20 protein-coding genes, 1 tRNA gene, 1 rRNA gene and 2 other annotated features are annotated in these 22880 nt (G+C 46.2%); of the genes, 13 read left to right on the top strand and 9 right to left on the bottom strand.

Annotated elements, in window-relative coordinates; all coding sequences use genetic code 11:
- Positions 1-72: 72 nt before the first annotated feature.
- Positions 73-639 (bottom strand): alkyl hydroperoxide reductase subunit C, encoded by a 567-nt coding sequence (gene ahpC, locus NB647_RS09735; RefSeq protein WP_269280509.1) that lies wholly within the window; start codon positions 637-639, stop codon positions 73-75.
- A gap of 100 nt (positions 640-739) precedes the next feature.
- On the opposite strand from ahpC, the gene NB647_RS09730 reads away from it, so the two are divergent.
- The gene (locus NB647_RS09730) at positions 740-1075 is read left to right on the top strand and encodes a hypothetical protein (protein ID WP_269283327.1); all 336 of its coding nucleotides are present in this window, start codon (positions 740-742) and stop codon (positions 1073-1075) included.
- Positions 1076-1168: 93 nt separating this feature from the next.
- On the opposite strand, the gene NB647_RS09725 is transcribed toward NB647_RS09730, so the two are convergent.
- The 3 genes from NB647_RS09725 to NB647_RS09715 form a co-directional block, all read right to left on the bottom strand.
- Complete coding sequence (locus NB647_RS09725; protein ID WP_269283324.1) at positions 1169-2035, bottom strand: ADP-polyphosphate phosphotransferase; 867 nt, start codon at positions 2033-2035, stop codon at positions 1169-1171.
- A gap of 6 nt (positions 2036-2041) precedes the next feature.
- Complete coding sequence (dapF, locus tag NB647_RS09720; protein ID WP_269283322.1) at positions 2042-2905, bottom strand: diaminopimelate epimerase; 864 nt, start codon at positions 2903-2905, stop codon at positions 2042-2044.
- 110 nt (positions 2906-3015) lie between these two features.
- A complete protein-coding gene (locus NB647_RS09715; protein ID WP_269283320.1) occupies positions 3016-3894 on the bottom strand; it encodes a lysophospholipid acyltransferase family protein in 879 nt (292 codons plus the stop codon).
- A gap of 405 nt (positions 3895-4299) precedes the next feature.
- On the opposite strand from NB647_RS09715, the gene metK reads away from it, so the two are divergent.
- Complete coding sequence (gene metK / locus NB647_RS09710) at positions 4300-5463, top strand: methionine adenosyltransferase (protein ID WP_269283318.1); 1164 nt, start codon at positions 4300-4302, stop codon at positions 5461-5463.
- 58 nt (positions 5464-5521) lie between these two features.
- Here metK and NB647_RS09705 read toward each other — a convergent pair whose 3' ends face one another.
- The 3 genes from NB647_RS09705 to ompA all read right to left on the bottom strand — a co-directional run bounded on the left by NB647_RS09705 (position 5522) and on the right by ompA (position 7629).
- Entirely contained in the window at positions 5522-6199 is a 678-nt protein-coding gene (locus NB647_RS09705) for an HAD family hydrolase (RefSeq protein WP_269283316.1), read from the bottom strand.
- 19 nt (positions 6200-6218) lie between these two features.
- The gene (gene ubiG / locus NB647_RS09700; protein WP_269283314.1) at positions 6219-6914 is read right to left on the bottom strand and encodes a bifunctional 2-polyprenyl-6-hydroxyphenol methylase/3-demethylubiquinol 3-O-methyltransferase UbiG; all 696 of its coding nucleotides are present in this window, start codon (positions 6912-6914) and stop codon (positions 6219-6221) included.
- Between the two features lie 91 nt (positions 6915-7005).
- Positions 7006-7629, bottom strand: a complete 624-nt coding sequence (gene ompA, locus NB647_RS09695; protein WP_269284806.1) for an outer membrane protein OmpA — start codon at positions 7627-7629, stop codon at positions 7006-7008.
- Positions 7630-8101: 472 nt separating this feature from the next.
- Here ompA and gyrA point away from each other — a divergent pair, with 472 nt between their 5' ends.
- The 9 genes from gyrA to rrf all read left to right on the top strand — a co-directional run bounded on the left by gyrA (position 8102) and on the right by rrf (position 19713).
- A complete protein-coding gene (gene gyrA / locus NB647_RS09690) occupies positions 8102-10720 on the top strand; it encodes a DNA gyrase subunit A (RefSeq protein ID WP_269283312.1) in 2619 nt (872 codons plus the stop codon).
- Positions 10717-11832: a 3-phosphoserine/phosphohydroxythreonine transaminase gene (gene serC / locus NB647_RS09685; protein ID WP_269284804.1), complete on the top strand. Its 1116-nt coding sequence runs from the start codon at positions 10717-10719 to the stop codon at positions 11830-11832. The genes gyrA and serC overlap by 4 nt, the downstream gene beginning before the upstream one ends.
- 86 nt (positions 11833-11918) lie before the next feature.
- Positions 11919-12983, top strand: a complete 1065-nt coding sequence (gene pheA / locus NB647_RS09680) for a prephenate dehydratase (RefSeq protein ID WP_269283310.1) — start codon at positions 11919-11921, stop codon at positions 12981-12983.
- 20 nt (positions 12984-13003) lie between these two features.
- Entirely contained in the window at positions 13004-14110 is a 1107-nt protein-coding gene (gene hisC, locus NB647_RS09675; protein ID WP_269283308.1) for a histidinol-phosphate transaminase, read from the top strand.
- Between the two features lie 4 nt (positions 14111-14114).
- Positions 14115-15005 carry a prephenate dehydrogenase gene (locus tag NB647_RS09670; RefSeq protein WP_269283306.1) on the top strand — a complete coding sequence of 297 codons (891 nt, stop codon included), beginning with the start codon at positions 14115-14117 and terminating at the stop codon, positions 15003-15005.
- A gap of 10 nt (positions 15006-15015) precedes the next feature.
- Positions 15016-16329 carry a 3-phosphoshikimate 1-carboxyvinyltransferase gene (gene aroA, locus NB647_RS09665; RefSeq protein ID WP_269283305.1) on the top strand — a complete coding sequence of 438 codons (1314 nt, stop codon included), beginning with the start codon at positions 15016-15018 and terminating at the stop codon, positions 16327-16329.
- Between the two features lie 1307 nt (positions 16330-17636).
- Positions 17637-18200: a phosphoethanolamine transferase domain-containing protein gene (locus NB647_RS09660; protein ID WP_269283303.1), complete on the top strand. Its 564-nt coding sequence runs from the start codon at positions 17637-17639 to the stop codon at positions 18198-18200.
- A complete protein-coding gene (locus NB647_RS09655) occupies positions 18151-18984 on the top strand; it encodes a phosphoethanolamine transferase (RefSeq protein ID WP_269283301.1) in 834 nt (277 codons plus the stop codon). Before NB647_RS09660 ends, NB647_RS09655 begins: the two co-directional genes overlap by 50 nt.
- Before the next feature lie 103 nt (positions 18985-19087).
- Positions 19088-19190 (top strand) — a sequence feature (23S ribosomal RNA rRNA prediction is too short).
- A 19-nt stretch (positions 19191-19209) separates the two neighbouring features.
- Positions 19210-19474 (top strand) — a sequence feature (23S ribosomal RNA rRNA prediction is too short).
- A 126-nt stretch (positions 19475-19600) separates the two neighbouring features.
- Positions 19601-19713: ribosomal RNA gene (gene rrf / locus NB647_RS09650) — 5S ribosomal RNA — on the top strand.
- A gap of 77 nt (positions 19714-19790) precedes the next feature.
- Here the strand turns inward: rrf and NB647_RS09645 are convergent.
- A complete protein-coding gene (locus NB647_RS09645; protein ID WP_269283299.1) occupies positions 19791-20078 on the bottom strand; it encodes a class I SAM-dependent methyltransferase in 288 nt (95 codons plus the stop codon).
- A 128-nt stretch (positions 20079-20206) separates the two neighbouring features.
- Positions 20207-20283, bottom strand: a tRNA-Arg gene (locus NB647_RS09640).
- A gap of 173 nt (positions 20284-20456) precedes the next feature.
- Between NB647_RS09640 and NB647_RS09635 the strand changes: the two genes are divergently transcribed.
- Positions 20457-22325, top strand: coding sequence for a tetratricopeptide repeat protein (locus tag NB647_RS09635; protein ID WP_269283296.1), 1869 nt, complete (start codon positions 20457-20459; stop codon positions 22323-22325).
- Between the two features lie 36 nt (positions 22326-22361).
- A complete protein-coding gene (locus NB647_RS09630) occupies positions 22362-22844 on the top strand; it encodes a dihydrofolate reductase (RefSeq protein WP_269283294.1) in 483 nt (160 codons plus the stop codon).
- Positions 22845-22880 lie beyond the last annotated feature (36 nt).

The following is a 22880-nucleotide window of genomic DNA, read 5'->3' as shown; positions in this document are numbered from 1 at the left end:
ATGGATAATCCACCGCTTCATGGAAAACAGGTTCCCGGAAACAATTCACGGGAACCCGGTCAGGCGAAAGGATCAGATCTTGCCGACCAGATCCAGGGAAGGCGCCAAAGTTTCACTGCCTGGTTGCCAGGAAGCCGGGCATACCTGTCCTTTGTGTGTTGCAACATATTGTGCAGCCTGGACTTTGCGGATCAGTTCCTTGGCGGAACGGCCAATACCCAGGTCATGGATTTCGCACAGCTTGATCTGTCCTTCCGGATTGATGACAAAGGTTCCGCGCAAGGCAACGCCTTCTTCTTCGATCATGACGTTAAAGTCACGGCTGATTCTGCCTGTCGGGTCACCTACCATCGGAAACTGGATTTTCTTGATGGTATCGGATGCATCATGCCATGCCTTGTGGACGAAATGGGTATCGGTGGAAACAGAATAGATTTCGACTCCCATCTTTTTGAATTCTTCATAATGGTCAGCCAGATCACCCAGTTCTGTCGGGCAGACGAAAGTAAAGTCAGCTGGATAGAAAAATACAACCGCCCATTTCCCTTTCAGGTCATTGTCCGTTACTGTGACAAATTGGCCATTGTGATATGCCTCTGCCTTGAATGGTTTGATTTGTGCGTTGATCAGTGATGACATATTGCTCTCCTTGATGAGTGATTCAGATTTTGTCCACACTGTTCTGATATTGCCGAGGGTGTCGGTAATACGGAAAAGTGTTTGATGAACTGTATTTTTAATGCGTTCATTGCATTGTTTGACATTAAAACATGACTTTGAAATTTCTGCAGGGCACGTCCCGGTTCTGGAACTCAATTTTGTTGTTGTTTTTGCAATGAAAAGGGGGTGTGTAAATGGTGAAAAACCATTTGACTGTCTGGCGGAATATGAAAAATATATTTATAAACAATATCTTATTGGTTTATTGTTTGGTTTTCGTCCGGAAATGTTTCGTGGGGCAGAAATATTTCCGGACAGCATGAATTTTTTATTCAGAATCCCATGTATGGGACATGATTTGCGGAAAAAGGGAACGTGGTCGCTGAAAAGGATAAAGGCGATACAGAATGACTGAACCTGTAGTTCATGAAAGAGGCAGGTGGTTTGACTGTCCAGATGCAAAACCCGCCAGTCTCTTGCTTGCCAGAAAACGGGCGGGTTTGTCGTCCTATTCTTCCAGTTTTTTTCTGAGCATTTCCAGCTGATGATAATGCTTTTTGGTTGCGTGGGGATAGGACAATTTCAGGTCTTTCAGGGTTTTGAGAATGACTGATGAGATAATCAGTCGGGCATTGTTCTTGTCGTCTGCGGGAACAAAATACCAGGGACAATTGTCTGTCGTGGTCGCCAGCAGACATTTTTCGAAAGCATCCATGTATTCGTCCCAGTATTTTCTTTCTTCGAAATCGGCGAGGCTGAGTTTCCAGTTCTTGTCCGGAATATCAATACGTTCCAGTAAACGTTTGCGTTGTTCTTCTTTTGATACATGCAGGAAGAATTTGATGATCCGGGTACCGTTACGATGAAGATGGGCCTCGAGTTCGCGTATGGACCGGTAACGGTCTTCCCACAGATCGGTTCCCGCTTTCATGTCGGGCAGGTTCTGCCTGTCGAGAATCTCCGGATGAACTTTCACGACCAGGACATCTTCATAATAGGAACGGTTGAATATTCCGATTTCTCCACGTTCCGGCAATTGACATACGGCTCGCCACAGAAAATCATGTTTCAGTTCTTTTTCCGTGGGTTGTTTGAAACTGTAGACGCGACAACCTTGCGGATTTACACCTGACATGACATGCTTGATGGCGCCGTCTTTCCCGGCAGCATCCATTGCCTGAAAGATAATCAGAAGTGCATATTGGCCTGAAGCGTTCAGGACACTTTGCAGCTCGCTCAGTTCTTTTGTATCCTCTTCGAGCATTTGCCGGTATTCTTTTTTTGTCCTGTAATATGGCTTGATGAGAGTGGGACAGTCTTTCAGACGGATATCGGTATCAGCCAGTACACGAAAGATTTCCGGATCGATTTTCATAATGCCTCACAAGTCAATTTCACCATTAAAAACGATAACGGCAGGTCCCGTCATCATGACGTCATGTCCATAACCATTCCATGCAATTTCAAGTATGCCGCCACGGGCCTTGACTGTTACAGGAGAATCGAGAAGACCCCGGCGTATTCCGGCAACGGCAGCGGCGCATGCCCCTGTTCCGCATGCCAGTGTTTCACCTGCACCTCTTTCGAAAACGCGGAGTCTGATCGAGTGACGGTTTTCGATTTCCATGAAACCGGCGTTGACCCGGTTCGGGAAACGTTTGTGATTTTCGATAAGAGGGCCTTGCAAAATAACAGGCGCCTCGTCGATATTTCGGACAACCTGAACCGCATGGGGGTTTCCCATGGATACGACAGAAATGTCGATTTCCTGAGAAACGGATTCGTTGTCCAGGAGAAGAGGCCAGACTATATCGTCGCCTGTCGGGGTCCCTTTCAGGCCATTGGCGTCGAACGGAATTCTGGCGAGGGCAAATTCGGGTTTGCCCATGTTGACAGTAACTGTGCCGTTATTCTCAATGAATAATTCGATAATGCCGGCTTTTGTTTCAACCCTGATCGGGTTATGGCTTGTCATTTTGAAGTCGGTAACATATCTGGCAAAGGCTCGTGCGCCATTTCCGCATTGTTCCACTTCACCGCCATCCGCATTGAATATTCTGTAACGGAAATCGATGCCTGCTTTTTCGGTTTTTTCGACAATGAGAATCTGGTCTGCTCCGATTCCGAAACGTCTGTCAGCTATAAACCGGAATTGTGCCGTTGTAAGGTTGATGTCCTGATCGCAACCGTTGAACACGACAAAGTCGTTTCCCGCGCCGTGCATTTTTGTGAATTTCAGTTTCATGAATGGGTATCAACCGTTTGAGACGTTTGTTAAATGATATGTTATTGTGCAAATCATGTCAGTGGAAATTGCCGATGTTTCTGGTGTGATATCTGAATCTTTGGGAAAAATCATTCTTTGTCGGGATAGACTTTCGGATAACCTTCCGGACGTGTTTTGAATCGCCTGTGTGTCCAGAGATATTCGGAGGGTGTTTCCAGAATGCACTGTTCAATGAATTCGTTCATACGTTTTGCAGAGGTCCAGTTGTCCTTGTCGGGAAAATTTTCCCATGCCGGATAAAATTTGACTTTCCATCCCCGATAGTCAGGCAGAAAGGTCGCGACAACGGGGATAACCTTTGCATGGGTTGCCGCTGCAAGACGTGACGGAGCAACCAGAGTTGCGGCCGGCTGGCCGAAAAAAGGAACGAACTCCGCGTCTCTGGAACCGAAATCCATATCGGGTAACATCAGAAACGGGATATTCTTGTGCAATGCGCGAATAATCGGTTTGATTCCCTGGCTACGGGAGAAAAGGAGAACCGTGTCATGGAAACGCATTCGCCCCTTGCGTAGCATTTCATCGAAAATGCGGTTTTTCTGCTGGGTATAGATTGAACAGCCGGGGGAACCCATCGTGATGATGGCACCTGGCATTTCAAGACAGACGAAATGGGGACACAGAAAAATGACCGGGCCAGCCTGTGTGTCATCGAAAGGGACGGCGGGTTCGACATGAATGAGTTTTTTGATTCTCTCCACCGGGGCCCACCAGAGAATCCCCCGTTCTAAAATACTGCGGCCGTATCCCTGAAAGTGTTCCCGGGCAATTTTTCTGCGTTCTTTTTCCGGTATGTCTGGAAAGCAAAGCCGGAGATTGGTCAGGGCAATATGCCGCCGGTTTTTCATCATGTAATAGCAGACTGTTCCCAGACATTTCCCGAGACGACCAAGCACAGGCAAAGGCAGCCAGTGCAGTAGCCATAAGATGAACAGAAAGAACCTCATTTGGTGTTCCTTTTTTGGTACGAGGCAGCTTTTGAAAGAGGATTTTCGGGCATATCTGGATAAGTCAGCGTAGTAATTATAATGGGGCCGGCACAGGCCCGTTCAATCTGAAAGGTGTCATGATATCGTAATGTCGATAACCTTTCACTAAATTGCATTCGGAAAAGAGGGTGCTGTTCCGGCTGATCCGGGATTTGGGTGCTGTTTTCCCAAAAAAAAACAGCTCAAGACTATTTCCGAGTAATTTAATCGGGAATGATTCTTGATAACTGGCAAATTAGGCGTAGAATAATGCTGCCGCTGAGTTAACGGACAACTTGCGAAGCGGTCTATAAATTTCGCTAAAGCGTCGCAGGCTTCTGACTGGCTGCGGACGCAATTGGCCTTACAGGAGTCTATTTTTTTATGGCAAAAGATTATCTTTTTACTTCGGAATCGGTGTCTGAAGGGCATCCCGACAAGGTTGCCGATCAGATTTCCGATGCGATTTTGGACGCGATTCTGGAACAGGATCCCTCTGCACGTGTCGCGGCGGAAACGCTTTGTAATACCGGTCTGGTGGTTCTGGCTGGAGAAATCACGACGACTGCCAATATTGACTATATTTCTGTTGCACGCGATACGATCAAACGGATCGGTTATGACAATAACGATTATGGAATTGATCATCGTGGTTGCGCTGTTCTCGTCGGATATGACAAACAGTCTCCCGATATCGCACAGGGCGTCGATGAAGGTCGCGGGCTTGATCTGGATCAGGGGGCCGGTGATCAGGGGCTGATGTTCGGTTATGCCTGTGATGAAACACCCGAACTGATGCCTGCCGCTATTTACTATGCACATCGTCTGGTTGAACGCCAGTCCCAGCTTCGCAAGGATGGTCGGATTCCCTGGCTGCGTCCGGATGCCAAGTCGCAGGTGACATTGCGCTATGTCGATGGCAAGCCGGTCAGTGCGGAAACGATTGTGTTATCGACCCAGCATGCTCCTGAAATCGAACATAGACAGATTGAGGAAGCGGTTATTGAGGAGATCATCAAGCCGGTTATGCCGATGGAGTGGCTCAAGGGCACCCGCTATCTGGTCAATCCGACAGGACGTTTCGTCATTGGTGGCCCGCAGGGAGATTGTGGGCTGACCGGCCGTAAAATCATTGTGGATACTTATGGCGGAGCCTGTCCGCATGGGGGTGGAGCCTTTTCCGGGAAGGACCCCAGCAAGGTTGACCGTTCGGCAGCCTATGCGGCACGATATGTCGCCAAAAATATTGTTGCTGCCGGTCTGGCAAGCAAATGCCAGATTCAGGTCAGCTATGCTATTGGCGTGGCCAAACCGATCAATATCACAATCAATACGGAAGGTACCGGTGTGATTGCCGATGAAAAAATCGCGGCGTTGGTCAATGAACATTTCGATCTGAGGCCGAAGGGAATTGTCCAGATGCTCGATCTGCTTCATCCGCGTTATAGCAAAACGGCTGCATATGGTCATTTCGGTCGAGATGAACCCGAATTTACGTGGGAAAAGACAGACAAGGCGGAAGTACTGCGCAAAGCTGCCGGTTTATGATCCGTGTGTCGTGAAAAAGGCCGGCATATTGCCGGCCTTTTTCATTTGTGAATTCCGGTTATTTTGCTGATACAGAGTGAACCAGCCTCAGGATATGCCCGGGGTTTTCTGCAATATAATCGGCATTCCAGTCGTGTGGACGGGTACAGTAGCCCCATTGGGCGGCAATCGTTCCGGTTCTTGCCGCTTTTCCTGCCTGAATGTCTCTCAGGTCATCTCCGACAAACCAGCATTCTTCAGGCCGGATTCGAAGCCGTTTCGTCGCTTCGAGTAGCGGGTCAGGGTAGGGTTTCGGACGTGGTGCCGTATCTCCGGATATGATGCAGTCAGCATCGTTAAGCCCGATTTTCTCAATGAGTGGTAATGTCAATCGGCTTGCTTTGTTTGTGACGATTCCCCAGCCGATTTTGAGGTGACGCAATTGTTCCAGTAATTCGGGGATTCCCGGAAAAAGCGAGGTTTTATTGGCGATGTTGGTTGCGTAATGGAAAAGGAACCGTTCACGGATAGAATGGTATTGTTCGTTTTCCGGCGTGAGATGAAAAGCCGCATTGACAAGTCCGGGAGCGCCTGCTGATGCGACTGGTCTGAGCTGTTCATATGGAACGGCCGGAAGCCCCCGCTCATTCCTGACAAAGTTGATCGCTGCGGCCAGATCCGGTGCGGAATCTGCCAGAGTGCCATCCAGGTCGAATAGTATACATTTCGGTTTTCTCAGTGATAATGACTCGTTCATGGTTTCTGTTGAAATCGTTTTATTCTGGTTTTGTGCAGGCAAGCATGTAATTTACCTGGGTATTGTGATTCAGGTTGAATTTCTTGGCCCTGAAATCGCACGTAACGCCTGTTATGTCTGTCACAATCATACCTGTTGACCGGACATAGCGGGATAATTCAGCAGGTGTGATGAATTTTTCATAACGATGTGTTCCTTTTGGAAGCAGTCGCATGATGTATTCGGCGCCGATAATGGCATAGAATAGTGATTTCAGATTGCGGTTTAACGTGGCGAAGAAAACATGTCCGCTTGGTTTTATCAGTTTTGAGCAGGCTTTGACGATTGAACAGGGATCGGGAACATGTTCAAGCAGTTCCATACACGTCACAATGTCGTATTTTCCAGCTTCTTTTTTTGCCAGATCCTCGGCGGATATGGCGATGTAACGGATCGGAAATCCCGAATGATGACAGTGTTTTCTTGCTGTTTGAAGGGCATTTTCAGCCAGATCGATTCCTGTGACAGTCGCTTTCTCACGAGCGAGAGACTCGCTTAGTATTCCTCCACCGCAGCCGATGTCCAGTATGTTTTTGTTTTCCAGCGAAACATGAGCGGCAATCCACCCGAGCCGGACCGGATTAAGATCATGCAATGGCCGAAAGTGTCCGTATGGATCCCACCAGCTGTCTGAAACAGCGTTGAATTTGTTTAATTCGGATTGATCCTGATTCATATCCCGTGTGAAGAAACGATGAGTTTCGATTATAACGTCAGAAAACAAAAAACCCCGCATTAGCGGGGTTTTTGTACTCGATTTTATCCAATCAGGATCTTGCACCGCGGTTTGCAACCACTTCAACTTCAACACGACGGTTCTTGGCACGACCTTCTCTTGTCTTGTTGGAAGCGATAGGTTGTTTTTTGCCTTTGCCTTCAGTGAAGATTTTTTCGGCAGGAACACCCTTGGATACCAGATAAGCCTTGACGGCATTGGCACGACGTTCGGACAGTTTCTGATTGTATTTGTCGGTACCGATCCAGTCAGTGTGACCAACAGCAACGATGACTTCAGTATCCAGACCGCTTAAGGCATTGACCAGTTCATCCAGTTTTGCTTTACCTTCAGGTTTGACAATCGCTTTGTCGAAATCGAAGAATGCATCAGCTGCATAAGTTACTTTTTCAGCGGTTGGAACAGGTGCTACAGCAACTGGAGCCGGTGCTGCTGGCTGGGTCAGAGGACCATCGCAACCAGGAACGGCATCAGCCGGAGTCCAGTATCCGGTATGCCAGCAAAGGCCGGTACCGCTACGGACGATGACATCACGCTGGGTCTGAAGATAACCGCTGTATGGCTTTTTGGCCATGTATTCGGTCATCGTCTGTGCCGAAGCAGAGGCTGCAACAACTGCGGATGCAGCGAAAATAACTTTAAGCAATTTATTCATATTTATCCTCTTAGTTGAGATATCCGCAGCAGGCTGCGCATGCATTTTTTCTAACTTCGAAATAACAATAACATGACAATCACATTATAGATTCGATTTACTTCTATTAATGCGTTACAGCTATTCTGACATATTGGAGATTGCTAGATAACCCAAGAAGTTCAAACAATTTTCAGTTTTGTTTGTTAGATCAACTTTTATTATCGTTTTGTAGCTTTTTCGCAACCGGGTATGACAGTTTTTTCCTGTAAGAACATTAACGATCACTGCGGTTGTTTTTATATATCGGACGTTGGAAAAAATCAAGTCATCCCCTGTCGCATGAAAATAATATTTCAATGAAAAGAAATACTTAGCTGAAAAAAACGGATTTGAAAGGGTTTGGCTTGTTCGCGTGGTAAAATCATGTTTTTGTATTTCCGGTATCTACGGAATCTAACCTAGTCTATTCTGTCTGTCAGAAATATCTCACATGGATCAATTCGCAAAAGAAACCATTTCCATTTCATTGGAAGATGAAATGCGTAAAAGCTACCTCGACTACGCGATGAGCGTTATCGTGGGCAGGGCGTTACCGGATGTTCGGGATGGTCTGAAGCCAGTCCATCGTCGTGTTCTGTTCGGTATGCATGAAATGAACAATACCTGGAACCGGCCTTATGTCAAGTGTGCCCGCGTTGTCGGTGAGGTTATGGGTAAGTATCATCCGCATGGCGACCAGTCCATCTATGATACCTTGGTGCGCATGGCACAGGATTTTTCTTTGCGATATACGCTCGTCGATGGTCAGGGCAATTTCGGTTCGGTTGATGGGGATAATGCCGCTGCAATGCGTTATACGGAATGCCGGCTGGACAGAATCGCTGATGAAATGCTGGCCGATATCGACAAGGAAACAATCGATTTCGTTCCCAATTACGATGGCAAGGAAAAAGAACCTTCCGTGTTGCCGACAAGAATTCCGAATCTTTTGATCAATGGTTCTTCAGGAATCGCCGTCGGGATGGCGACTAATATTCCGCCGCATAATCTGGTTGAGGTTATCCGGGGATCCTTGCACCTGCTTCATAATCCGGATTGTACGATAGACGAACTGATCGACATCATACCCGCGCCGGATTTTCCGACAGGGGGGCTTGTTTATGGCGTGGCGGGGGTGCGAGAGGGGTACCGTACCGGACGGGGGCGCGTGGTCATGCGAGCCAGAACGCACTTTGAAGAGCATGGCCGCGATGGCAGACAGGCGATCATCATTGATGAACTGCCGTATCAGGTCAACAAGAAAACCTTGCTGGAACGGATTGCCGAGGGGGTCCGCGAGAAAAAGCTGGACGGTATTTCCGATATTCGTGACGAATCGGACAAATCCGGAATGCGGGTGGTCATTGAATTGAAACGCAATGAAGTTGCGGAAGTGGTTCTGAACAATTTGTTCAAGCAAACCCAGTTGCAGGATACGTTTGGCATGAACATGGTGGCTTTGGTTGATGGACAGCCGAAACTGCTGAATCTGAAACAGATGCTGGAATGTTTTCTGGCCCATCGCCGTGAAGTGGTGACGCGCAGAACAATTTTCGAGTTGCGGAAAGCGCGTGAACGGGGACATGTGCTGGAAGGATTGGCGGTTGCGCTGGCTAATATTGACGATTTCATTGCCATTATCCGTGCAGCACCGACGCCACCGATTGCACGTCAGGAATTGATGGCCAGATCATGGGATTCGTCTCTGGTCAGATCGATGCTTGAGAGGACAAGTGTGGAACATTCGAATAGTGTTCATGATTTCAGGCCGGAAGGGTTGCCGAGAATGTATGGCATACAGCCTGATGGTCTGTACAAACTGTCGGAAGAGCAGGCAACGGAAATTTTGCAGATGCGTTTGCAACGCCTGACCGGACTGGAACAGGACAGAATACTGAACGAGTATGGCGAGGTCATGGCGCAGATAGCGGAGTTGCTGGATATTCTTGCCAAACCGGAACGGGTACTGGCTATTATTGATGGTGAATTGAGAGACGTCATCGATGAATATGGAGAAAAGGCAAAAGATATCCGGCGTTCTGAAATCGAGCTGAATGCCAGTGATCTCGAAACGGAAGATTTGATCACACCGCAGGATATGGTCGTTACGCTGTCGCATGGCGGTTATATCAAGGCGCAGCCATTATCCGAGTACCGCGCACAAAAGCGGGGAGGGCGAGGCAGGCAAGCGACAGCGACAAAGGAAGATGACTGGGTCGATCAGCTGTTTATTGCCAATACGCATGATTACATTCTCTGTTTTTCAGACAGGGGACGTATGTACTGGCTGAAGGTTTGGGAGGTGCCTCAGGGATCGCGTAATTCCAGGGGAAAACCGATCGTCAATATGTTCCCGTTACAGTCAGACGAGAAAATTACAGTTATTTTGCCGTTGTCTGGCGAAAACCGGAGTTTCCCTGAAAATCATTTCATTTTTATGGCAACCAGCCAGGGAACGGTCAAGAAAACCCCGCTGACCGATTTCAGCAATCCACGCAAGGCAGGGATTATCGCTGTCGGTCTTGATGAAGGCGATTATCTGATCGGCGCTGCATTAACGGACGGCAATCACGACGTCATGCTTTTCTCGGATGCTGGCAAGGCTGTGCGTTTCGATGAAAACGATGTCCGTCCCATGGGAAGAACGGCACGCGGCGTGAAAGGCATGAATCTGGATGATGACCAGAAAGTGATTGCCCTGCTTGTTGCTGGCGATGAAAACCAGTCGGTATTGACGGCAACTGAGAACGGGTTCGGCAAGCGGACACCGATTTCCGAATATACCCGTCACGGGAGAGGAACGAAGGGCATGATTGCCATACAGACAAGTGAACGCAACGGTAAGGTGGTTGCCGCGACACTTGTCAGTGAAAATGACGAAATCATGCTGATTACGACAGGAGGCGTTCTGATTCGTACACGTGTTGCCGAGATTCGCGAGATGGGACGTGCTACCCAGGGGGTAACGCTGATTTCGATAGAGGAAGGGACGACTCTTAGCGGGCTTCAGCGCATAATGGAATCCGATATTGATGATGAAGCGGAAAATTCAGGAGAAGACACGGACTGATGCGTCCATATAATTTTTCAGCGGGACCCGCCACATTGCCGGAGAGTGTGTTAATGCAGGCTGCCGCTGAGATGTGCGACTGGCATGGATGTCGTATGTCTGCCATGGAACTGAGTCATCGTGGTGCGGAATTTGGCAGGATCATTGAGCGGGCAAGGAATGATCTTCGCGATCTTCTGGAAATTCCGGAATCCCATCGCATACTTTTCATGCAGGGCGGCGCAACGGCCATGAATGCGATCATTCCTCTGAATCTCGTCAATCGTCCCGGCTCAAATGCCACTATGGATTTCGTGCACACAGGGATATGGTCCGGAAAATCGCTGAATGAAGCGAGGAAATATGGACATGTCAATATTGTCGCTTCATCGGAGAAGAGCGGATTCCTGTCTGTCCCGGAAAGAAGTGTCTGGCATCTGTCGGACGGTGCCGCCTATATTCATATCTGCACGAATGAAACGATCAATGGCTGTCAGTTTCATTTTACTCCGGATACCGGTAGCGCTCCGCTCGTGGCCGATATGTCTTCCGAGATTTTGTCCCGTCCTGTCGATTTCTCGATATATGATGTGGTTTTTGCCAGTGCCCAGAAAAATCTGGGGCCGGCGGGGGTGACTCTTCTTATCGTTCGGGAAGATCTGATCGGATATGCTTCTCCGTTTTGCCCGTCCGTTTTTGACTGGAAGAATGTCGTGGAAAGCGATTCCATGTTCAATACGCCACCGACTTATGCCATTTATATTTGTGGCCTTGTTTTCAGGTGGCTGAAAAAACAGGGAGGGGTTTCCAGAATGGAACGTGAAAGCATCGAAAAGTCGTCTTTGCTTTATGACTTTATCGATCGCAGTGATTTTTATCATAATGATGTCGAAACAGGCAGTCGATCAAGGATGAATGTTCCTTTTTTTCTTGAGGATGAATCCTTGAATGACAGGTTTGTCATGGAAGCTTCTGCACATGGTCTGTTCCAATTGAAAGGACATCGCTTGCAGGGAGGGATGCGTGCATCTCTATACAATGCCATGCCGATAGAGGGGGTCAAAGCGCTTGTTGCTTTTATGCGGGATTTCGAACAGAGGCATTGGCGATTGTACAAGGCCCAAACTGGGTAATTGGGCTGTTATGCCTTACAATAATCCTTGGCAGTTCACGTCAGTCGATTTTTCATTCAGGCAGCAAAGTATCTATTTTTTTATCCATGGAAAAATTATTGAAACCTCTACGGGATCGAATCGATGAGATCGATACCCAGATACTGGATTTGTTGAACCGTAGGGCACGAGTGGCTCAGGAAGTTGGGCATGTAAAAAATAAATTGGATGCCCCGATTTTCAGACCGGACAGGGAAGCACAGGTATTAAGGCAGATCGTGGAACGCAATCCCGGACCTTTGGGAAATGCCGAATTGCAAACGATTTACAAGGAAATCATGTCGGCATGCCGTTCACTTGAAAAAAGAATTATTGTCGCTTATCTTGGTCCCGCTGGAACTTTTTCCGAACAGGCCGTGTACCGTTACTTTGGTATGGCTATCGATGCTTTGCCTTGTCCTACAATTGATGAGGTTTTCCGTGCGGCTGAGGCAGGAACGGCCGATTTCGGTGTCGTTCCGATCGAGAATTCGACAGAAGGAGCGATTAACCGGACGCTGGATTTACTGATGCAGACCCCGTTGACAATCAGTAGTGAAATATCCATTCCCATCCAGCATAATTTGATGACCAGAACCGGAAAAATGGAAAATGTCCAGACAATCTGTGCCCATTCCCAGGCTTTGGCACAGTGTCAGGGATGGCTTAACCAGCATTTTCCCAATATCATGAGGCATGCCGTGTCATCCAATGCGGAGGCGGCGCGTATGGCCAGCGAAGATAGTCAAGTCGCGGCAATCGCCGGTGAAATGGCTTCGAAGCGTTATGGCCTGCAGGTCGTCAGCGCTCATATTCAGGATGAATCGCAGAACAGGACTCGCTTTGCGGTTGTCGGAAGAAAAGAAACCGAACCGACCGGAAAAGATCAGACGTCATTGCTTTTATCGGTCCAGAACAAGGCCGGTGCAGTGTATAAAATGCTTGAGCCACTTGAAAAGTATGGCGTTTCAATGACGAGACTGGAATCCCGGCCGGCAAAGACCGGTAACTGGGAATACTATTTTTTCGTGGATATAGACGGTCATGTCAGGGAAGAAAAAATCGAAAAGGCTCTGTCTGAACTGAAAGACAGAGTGGTCTATTTCAAAGTATTGGGCTCTTATCCTATTTAATTCGTATTACTGGAATTATCATGTCTAATCAGTTCGCTCCAGATTATATCCGTGCTATTGCACCTTACCAGGCCGGCAAGCCTATTTCCGAAGTTGCCCGTGAATTCGGGATTGATCCAGAAAAAATTATCAAGCTGGCATCAAATGAAAATCCGCTGGGGATGCCTGAATCGGCCAAACAGGCTGTTCAGAATGCTCTGAAGGATACGGGACGTTATCCCGATGCAAACGGATTTGAGTTGAAGAAGGTCATTTCCGAGCGGTATTCCGTTCCGCAGGACTGGATTACATTGGGAAACGGGAGCAACGATATCATTGATCTTGCGGGGCGGACATTTGTCCAGAAAGGACAGTCCATTATTTTCTCGGAATATTCGTTTCTCGTCTATGCGCTTGTCGCCAAGGCAATTGGTGCAAAAGGCATTCAGGTTCCTTCGGTCAATTTCGGTCATGATTTGCCGGCGATGTTGAATGCCATTACGGAAGATACACGGCTGATTTTCATTGCCAATCCGAATAATCCGACCGGAACTTTCCTGAATCCTGATGATATTGATGCCTTTTTGGCAAAGGTTCCTTCGAATATTGTCGTTGTCATTGATGAAGCTTATAACGAATATCTGGATTCAGCCATTCAGTATGATTCTGTCGAATGGGTAAAAAAATACCCCAATCTTCTGGTATCCCGTACTTTTTCAAAAGCTTATGGTCTTGCCGGCTTGCGTGTCGGATTCGGACTTGCCCAACCTGAGCTGACGGATCTTCTGAATCGGATAAGGCAGCCGTTTAATGTCAATACCCTGGCTCAGGCTGCTGCTGTTGCCGCTTTGAACGATAAGGATTTTCTGGAAAAAAGTGCACAGATCAATGCGGATGGTTATCGTTTCCTGACGGGATCATTCCGTGAAATGGGTTTGGAATATGTTCCTTCGCACGGGAATTTCGTTCTGGTCAAAGTCGGGGAAGACGATGGAGCGGGTTCGCGTATCAATCTGGAATTGTTGAAAAAAGGTATCATCGTTCGCCCTGTCAATGCTTATGGCTTGCCGAAATGGTTGCGTATTTCAATCGGGTTGCCTGAAGAAAATCAGGCGTTTGTCAGAGCGTTGAAAGAAATATTGGCATAAGCTCGTGGTTCCATTCAAGAAAATTGTAATTTGCGGCGTCGGGCTGATTGGCGGATCGCTTGCATTGGCACTACGGAAAAACGGTTACAAAGGCCGTATCGTAGGATTGGAGAGAAATCGGGAAATTCTGTCCAGGGCGTATGCTCTTGGTATCGTTGATGATGCAGGTTCGCCAATGGACGAAACATTCCAGGGGGCCGATTTGCTGGTGTTGTCGGTGCCGGTTGCCCAGACGGGAAATGTTCTCAAAATGGTTATGCCGTATCTGTCTGCCGAAATGGTTGTGACAGATACGGGCAGTACCAAGACGGATGTTATTGCCGTGGCACGCGAAGTGCTTGCTGAAAAGATTGATCGTTTTGTTCCGGCTCATCCGATTGCCGGACGAGAAATGAATGGTCCCGATGCAGCGATAGATGATTTGTTTGCCGGAAAGAAGACGGTCATTACCGCGCTCTCCGAAAACCGTAAAGATGATATTGAGAAGATCGCGGGCTTGTGGGAGCAATGTGGTTCCATTATTCATTATCTGTCGCCAGATGATCATGACAGTGTTTTTGCGACAGTCAGCCATATGCCGCATTTGCTGGCTTACGGGCTTGTGGATTATGTTGCCAATCATGCCAAATCAGATCTCTTTTTCCAGTATGCCGCCAGCGGATTCCGGGATTTTACAAGAATTGCCAGTTCTTCCCCTGAAATGTGGCGGGATATCACCCTGGCCAATCGTGCCCATCTTTTGACCGAAATGGATGCTTATCTGGAGGAATTGAAAAATATGCGCGATCTGGTGGAAAAAGCGGATGGGCCTGAACTGGAGAAAATCTATGCCAATGCCCAGAGAGCCAGAATGAACTGGCTGAATACGATTGAAAATTCCGAATCGAAAAAGTAAAAATCGTCCCATGCACCATTATCCAAAACATATTGACCTTTTACCTGTCGGACACGTTTCCGGGACAGTACGTCTTCCCGGCTCGAAAAGCATATCAAACAGGACGTTGCTGCTATCGGCACTTGCCGAAGGCCAGACAGTCATCAAGGATCTTCTTGCATCCGATGATACGATGGTCATGCTTCAGGCACTGGAAAAACTCGGTGTTGACTGGAGCCGGACCGGTTTCGACAATGAATATATCGTCACAGGGACAAAAGGGGAATTACCGGTACGGAAAGCGGATCTGTTCTTGGGAAATGCGGGAACAGCCATACGGCCGCTGGCAGCCGCACTGGCAGTTTTAGGTGGTGATTTTCTGTTGCATGGAATCAAACGTATGCATGAGCGACCAATTGGCGATTTGGTCGACGCACTCAATGAATCCGGTGCCAATATCGAATATGTCGAAAATCCAGGGTATCCACCTATCCGGATTCATGAAGGCCATATAAGGTCTCACAATCTCAAAGTACGCGGCAATGTTTCCAGTCAATTTCTGACAGCATTGCTGATGGCTTCCCCATTAATGGCAAGAACACAGGATGTGACCATTCATGTTATCGGTGAGCTGATTTCAAAACCATATATTGAAATTACGCTCAATTTGATGCGTTCGTTTGGAGTGGAAATTGAACAGGATGGCTGGAACGCTTTTACTCTGAAAAAAGGGCAAACTTATAAAAGCCCGGGAGTTTTGCATGTAGAAGGAGATGCGTCGTCCGCTTCCTATTTTTTAGCTGCTGCCGCGATTGCTGGTGGCCCGGTCAAAGTCGAGGGGATAGGGAAGAACAGCATTCAGGGCGACGTCCGGTTTTGCGATATACTCCAGCAGATGGGAGCCAAGGTGGTTTATGGAGATAATTTCATTGAAGTCGTATCGAATGGCCCGTTGAAATGTATTGACGATGATTTCAATCTCATTCCGGATGCAGCGATGACAGTGGCCATGCTGGCTGTGTATGCAGATGGCCCGAGTGTACTGCGTAATATCGGCAGTTGGCGGGTCAAGGAAACTGACAGGATAGTCGCGATGGCAACAGAATTGACAAAGCTGGGTGTTGATGTGGAAACGGGAGATGACTGGCTGAAAGTTATTCCCGCTACACGAATTTCAGATGCGACAATCGATACATATGATGATCATCGTATAGCCATGTGTTTCTCTCTGGCCTGTTTGTCGAGTTCCAACAAACAAGGGGCGAAAATCCGTATTAATGATCCAAAGTGTGTTGCAAAAACGTTTCCGGAGTATTTTCAGGCATTTAAAACACTTTTTGCGTAAATATGGCTATTTTTGCCAACTTGTTGTCTTTTTTGTGAAATGGTCTTTTCACGAGTAGAGTTGAAAGAATTTCTTGTCTTCCCAAAAACGGGCAGAGGCAACACGTTGTTTTTTCGCTTATAACATATCGTTTTTAAAGAGATTTTGTCTCATAAATATTTTGTCAACATTTCTGGGCTGGTGAATCAAATCTTTTCATTCCTGAAATTGCCTGAAAAATAGAGAAAAACGGTATCAGAACAAACCATAAAAACAGGCCGAACGATATATTCGTACAAGATTTGCCCATCCCGAGCACTGGTCTGTGGTCGTCGCTTTTGAACCTCATTCGCTGGCGCCAGCCATGATCAGCATGGAGAGCAATTTCCTGTTTTTCTTGACTATGAAAATATCCTGATATTTTTTGCCAGATCCTTAAAAACTGGCCGATATCATGAAGCTGATGGTTTCCACTAAACCTGTCCGAACCACCTACCGGAAATCCTATCATTGACGGCCGTTACTGTTAGTCTGTCGTCAGGAAAAGGAATGTCGGATTGTCTTTGAGAAAAATTTTGTCGTCTATGGAATAGAACAAAATCTCTTATAACCGGTGAAATCGGTTAAGTCGTAAAAAATGATCTGACAACTTATCTTTTCTATCTATGCGTTGTATCAGCAGATATTTTTCTACAAAATCTGGTCAAAGAATACCAAGCAAACCGTTATTTCCTCAAATAATCGTCACCTAGTCAAAAAAAATCGGAAAAAGAAGCATCCGCTAAAAAGTATTAACGGATCCTGACCTTGTCCGCCGATACAGCAGAAAGTACCGCCAAGTCTATCAAAAATCAGGGAAAAACAGAAACGTCCTGGCGGCCTCCCGCCATGAGCATCACCGGCATTCCGAAAAAGCGGGAAGAAAAAACACGATAAAAACAACGATCTACAAATACATGCCATCCATTAATACTTTTTAGAGGGCGCAGGAAAGAAGAGGGGAGAATCGAAAGAACAAAGATTCTGTTTACAAATAGTGTTGATAAGGAGTTTTTGTTCTCAGAACGGTTCAAACGCTGTGGTCTATCGTTTTTTCTGTTTATTGCAGGAACACTTCATCAGAATTTTTCAGGAATAGAATCTATTGGATATAGCATCTATGAAATTTAAGGTTCAATTCAATGATTGGAAAGATCGAGTAAAAAATTTCTTCGATTTACAGACAATATTTTTGTTACTGCTGGTCTCTTGTTTTTTTTTATTTTTATCTGCCTAAAGCTTTCTCTCGTACATTATCCCGTTCAGTTGCCAATACAATAACTATATTTTTGCTTGTACGTTTGGCTTATCCATTAAGGATACCTGCTCTTTTATATGTCTCATTTGTTGCGGCGCTCAATGTCTCATGTATTTATATGTATGGAGGTGTTTTACATGATGGAATGATGGCTTCTGTACTGGAAACGCATTACGTAGAAGCCAAGGAATTTCTGTTTCATGCGGGAATTGTACCTTGGTTACTGTTTGCCGGCATTTTTACAGTCCTTTTCGGATTGACGCGAAATACATCAAAAACAGGACCCGTTGGCATAGTCGTGCTGATTATACTTCTGCTGTTTCCGATGCTGAAAGTGGCTGTACCGTCATGGTTGAATTTGCCGATAAGAGAAGCATATGAATTCAGACAGTATCCTGTCGAGATAATGGGATTGAAATATCGTACATATTTGGTAACAAAAGAACCGGCAATGATTGCCGGATATTATGCGGCACAATCCAAAGTAGATGAGGCACTGGAAAAGAAAAGGGAACTGCCTGATGAGATAACTCGTTTCCCAATCAGTGAAAAAAGCACCGCAAAGAATAGTTGTTATATTGGGAGAAAGCGATAATAAAGGGCATCATGGTATTTACGGATATGCACATCCGACAGATGATTTCATGATGAAAATGCAGAAAGACAAGGACAAAACTGCTGTTTTCAATGCAATTTCACCAGCACCGATCACCAGAGAAGTGGTTATCAGGATATTCAGTCTGGCTACAGCCAGACAGATTGAACCTTTTGTAAAAAAGGCCAGCCTTCTGGAATTTGCCAAAAATGCTGGATACCAGACAGTATGGTTATCCAAGCAAGCAGGAGTCGGGCTTCATGATACTTTGGTCAGGGTGATTGCTTTGCAGGCAGATATCGTTTCTTTTATTCCGGGTCAATTTGATGATACTTTGTTTGAACCGTTTTCAGATTTTCTGCATAAAAGTGCAAAGCAGTTTTTTGTTCTTCATTTGAGGGGCAGTCATCTCGGATGCAAATACGGCCATAATCAGGCCGATTTTGAGTGGGCAGCTAATTCATTGCCAGAATATCGCCATTATGATGCAACCATTGCGAACACGGACAAATTTCTGGAGTTGTTGACGCAGGTTGACAATAGTAACAGGAATACATTGTTTGTTTATGTTCCTGATCATGGTGAAATTGTCAATAAAGGGCATGGAATGCCGAACTTGGACAAACGGCAGTATGAAATTCCGTTAGTTATGTGGTCAGAGGACAAAATGCTGATGCAGCGAGCTAGGAGTTTGGTTGACAAATATTCTGTGGAAAACCAAAACATGAGAATTTTCAATACCGTATCGTTACCACTGGTTCTTGCAGAAATAATGGGATATTAGGTTGATGATGCATGTTGGAAACAGTCACTGGAAGAGTCGCGGTATATTTTTAACGTGGATGGCGGTTTCTATCCAATAGAATCATTGGGTAAAAAACACGGATTGTCGGCTCATCACATCCTGGGGCTGTAGTCGGTCCCAAGGGTATGGCTGTTCGCCATTTAAAGTGGTACGTGAGCTGGGTTTAAAACGTCGTGAGACAGTTTGGTCCCTATCTGCCGTGGGCGTTGGAAGTTTGAGAGGGGCTGCTCCTAGTACGAGAGGACCGGAGTGGACGAACCTCTGGTGTACCGGTTGTCACGCCAGTGGCATTGCCGGGTAGCTAAGTTCGGGAAAGATAACCGCTGAAAGCATCTAAGCGGGAAACTTGCCTCAAGATAAGACTTCCCGGAGACTAGATCTCCCTGAAGAGTCGTTCGAGACCAGGACGTTGATAGGCTGGGTGTGGAAGCGCAGCAATGCGTTAAGCTAACCAGTACTAATTGCTCGTGAGGCTTGTCTCTATAACCTTGACAGGTTATGGAAAAGAAGTTGTCAAAAGACATGATCTGCCTTAAGATTCTTGCTTGATTCCAGATTGGGCTGGACGTTGATGACGGCCGGCCGACAAGTTATGCCTGATGACCATAGCGAATTGGAACCACCCCTTCCCATCCCGAACAGGACCGTGAAACGATATCGCGCCGATGATAGTGCTGAAACCAGTGTGAAAGTAGGTTATCGTCAGGCAATTATCCTGAAAGCCCCTGAAAATTCAGGGGCTTTTTTATTTCTTTCTCGATTCCCTTTCTCTTCACTCCTCTCCTTCAGCTTCCTCGCATCCATTCGTACAAACCCTCCACCCATCTCTCCGATTTCAGTTTCGTTTTTTTTCTGATTGTTTGTGCACGACGGTACAGATCTTCGAAACCGATACTGGGCGATTCCTTGAAAGCGATCACAATGACATTGCCACCGTCGACTTCAGGTAACCAGGCTACTGAGTCGAAGCAGGCTTGCAATGCTTCAATGCTTTTGGAGCGGTTTGATTCATTTCCGAAAATATTGAGGGTCACTATTCCGTCTGCTGTCAACACGTCGGCACATATGCTCATTTGACTTTTGCTGTATTCGAGGACAGAAGATTTTACGAATGACCAAAGAGCAGCGTAAGGTAACGGCACGATGAGGGATGATCGGAATAAAAAACGGGCCAGTTAAAAATAACTGGCCCGTTCGAAAATGGCGCGGCTGGCAGGAATCGAACCCACGACCCCTTGGTTCGTAGCCAAGTACTCTATCCAGCTGAGCTACAGCCGCGAAAGAATACATTATACCCTATTTTTTAAATTTGAGTATTATTTTTTTAATGAGTTGCATAAAAAAATATCAGTATGGTTGATAGCGGCAAGATAATTGCTGAAGGTAGGATATTTAGAGCGGCTGACAGGTAAAATGATACGCATTGAGAAAATGCTTTTGCACGGACTGATATGATTACTAATATTCGGAAGAAAAAGTTATTACAGGGCATTTCCGCTATGATGTTGGGCTTTTTGTTTGTCTTGACTGGTCCATCGCAAGCGGATTCAGCAAATGAATCTGAAATACCAGCAAAAAAGCAGGATTCTCGACCCGACTTGCCTAAAAGCGACCGTTCTACTGATCATGAAAGGAGCGAAGTTGATTTGTTGACAAAATCGTCGTCTGTTTCAATTTCGACACAAGAAATGTTGCCGCCCAGGTCGCTGACGAATGATTTGCTTTATCAAATATTGAGTGCAGATATTGCAGAACAGCGTGGTCTTGATGTGTATGCTTATGAGACCATGTTGGATGCTGCAAAAGAAACTGCGGATCCTCGCCTTGCCAGAAGAGCGGCTGAGATCGCTGTCAAAAATAGAAATGTAAAAGATGCTTTGCAAGCGGTACGCCTTTGGCACAAATTGGCCGCGCAATCTGAAGAAGCTGAGAAGTATTTGCTGGGATTTCTGGTGCTGGACAACAGACTGGATGAGGTCAAAGATTATTTTTCTTCCAGACTGGCTGCGGCAACACCAGAGAAACGGGTAGCGCTGTTTTATCAGCTTCAGCAGCTTCTTGCAGGAACCAAGAACAAAACGGATGCTTTTGCGATAATGGAAGAAGTCGCGGCACCGTATCAGGATACACCTGAAGCACATCTATCGCTGGCAGTATCCGCCTTGATGAAAAACGATCGAAGCAGAGCCAGAGATGAAGCTCAAAAAGCACTTGTTTTAAAACCGGATTCCGAGATGGCTGTGTTGACGTATGCACAAGTTTCTTCCAATATCAGTGAGGCCATTGATATCCTTTCTGCATTTTTGCTGAAATATCCGGAGTCACGCGAAGTAAGAATTTCACTTGCCCGTTTGTTGCTGGGACAAAAGAAGTATGAAAACGCAAGACAGGAATTCGAGATATTGCTGGATTCCGATCCTCAGGATTTGATGGCGCTCTATTCGCTTGGATTATTGTCCATTCAGGAAAATGACTATATTTCGGCAGAAAAATATTTGGAAAGGTATCTTGGAACATCTTCTGCTCAGTCCACGGAGAATCGTCAGGAATCAATACAGGTTCTGTTTTTGCTGTCCCAGATAGCGGAAGAACAGCATCGATATGATGAATCACTTCAGTGGCTTTCCCGAATAAACCCGGATGAGGATGATGAGGTTGCATTGGGTATGGAGATCAGGAAAGCTCAGATTTATGCAAAAAAAGGAAATGTCAACAGGGCAAGGAAAATCATTACGGATTTGGCGAATGAAAATCCTTATGAACGGGAAAAATTGTTGCTGACTGAGGCACAAATTCTGAAAGAAGTCAAAAGAACAAAAGATGCTTTCAATGTTCTCAAGTCGGGAGTTGCGCAATTTCCGCAGAATACCAATATTCTGTACGACTATGCTTTGGCTGCAGAGAATCTGGGGAAGTATGGGCTCATGGAAGAATCATTGAAACGGATCATTGAAATCGATCCAAATTATCAGCAAGCTTATAACGCTTTGGGGTATTCATTGGCAGATCGTAATCTTCGACTGGATGAAGCATTTATACTGATCGATAAGGCAATAAAACTGGCACCCGATGACCCTTATATTATAGATAGTCTTGGTTGGGTTTTTTTCAGACAGGGTGATCTTGATTTAGCTGAACAGAATTTGCGTCATGCCTACAAATTGCGATCGGACAATGAGATAGCAATTCATCTTGCCGAGGTGTTGTGGACAAAAGGAAATCGGCAAGAGGCTTTGTCGCTTTTCAGTAAAGTCAAAAAGAAAGATCCTGATAATGATCTGTTGAATTCAACTTTGACACGTCTGAAAATCAAACTTTAGCAGCAATCTTGTCCGAGTTTAAAAAGGAAGTACTGAATGGTTATATCTCATGTCGTTGCCATGTCAGAAAACAGGGTAATAGGGAAAGATGGGCAAATGCCTTGGCATATTCCGGGTGAACAAAAAATTTTCAAGAGACTCACTGTTGGCAAGGCATTAATTCTGGGGAGAAAAACCCACGAATCAATTGGGAGAGTTTTACCGGACAGGACGACTATTATCGTTTCACGACAGAAAGATTATGATGTTGCCGGAGCCTACGTCGTTCATAGCATTGAAGAAGCTATCAAACTGGCCGGTGAACTGGGATTGGAAGATATTGTAATCGGTGGGGGAGGAGAGTTGTTTGCCCAGACTTTGCCGTTTACTGACAAGGTTTATTTGACCGTCGTTCATGCTGTTTTTGAAGGTGAAACGACTTATCCTGTGTTGTCGAGTGATCAGTTTGTCGAAAAAACAAAAAGAGAATTCGATGCATCGATTCCGTATTCCTTTATTGAGTTTGAAAGAAAAGCGTAAACCGGAATTTTTCCGGCCAGCTTGCTGGCCGGATAT

Source organism: Oxalobacter aliiformigenes (assembly GCF_027116575.1).
GTDB lineage: Bacteria > Pseudomonadota > Gammaproteobacteria > Burkholderiales > Burkholderiaceae_D > Oxalobacter > Oxalobacter aliiformigenes.
This window is presented reverse-complemented; position numbering and strand designations above follow the sequence as displayed.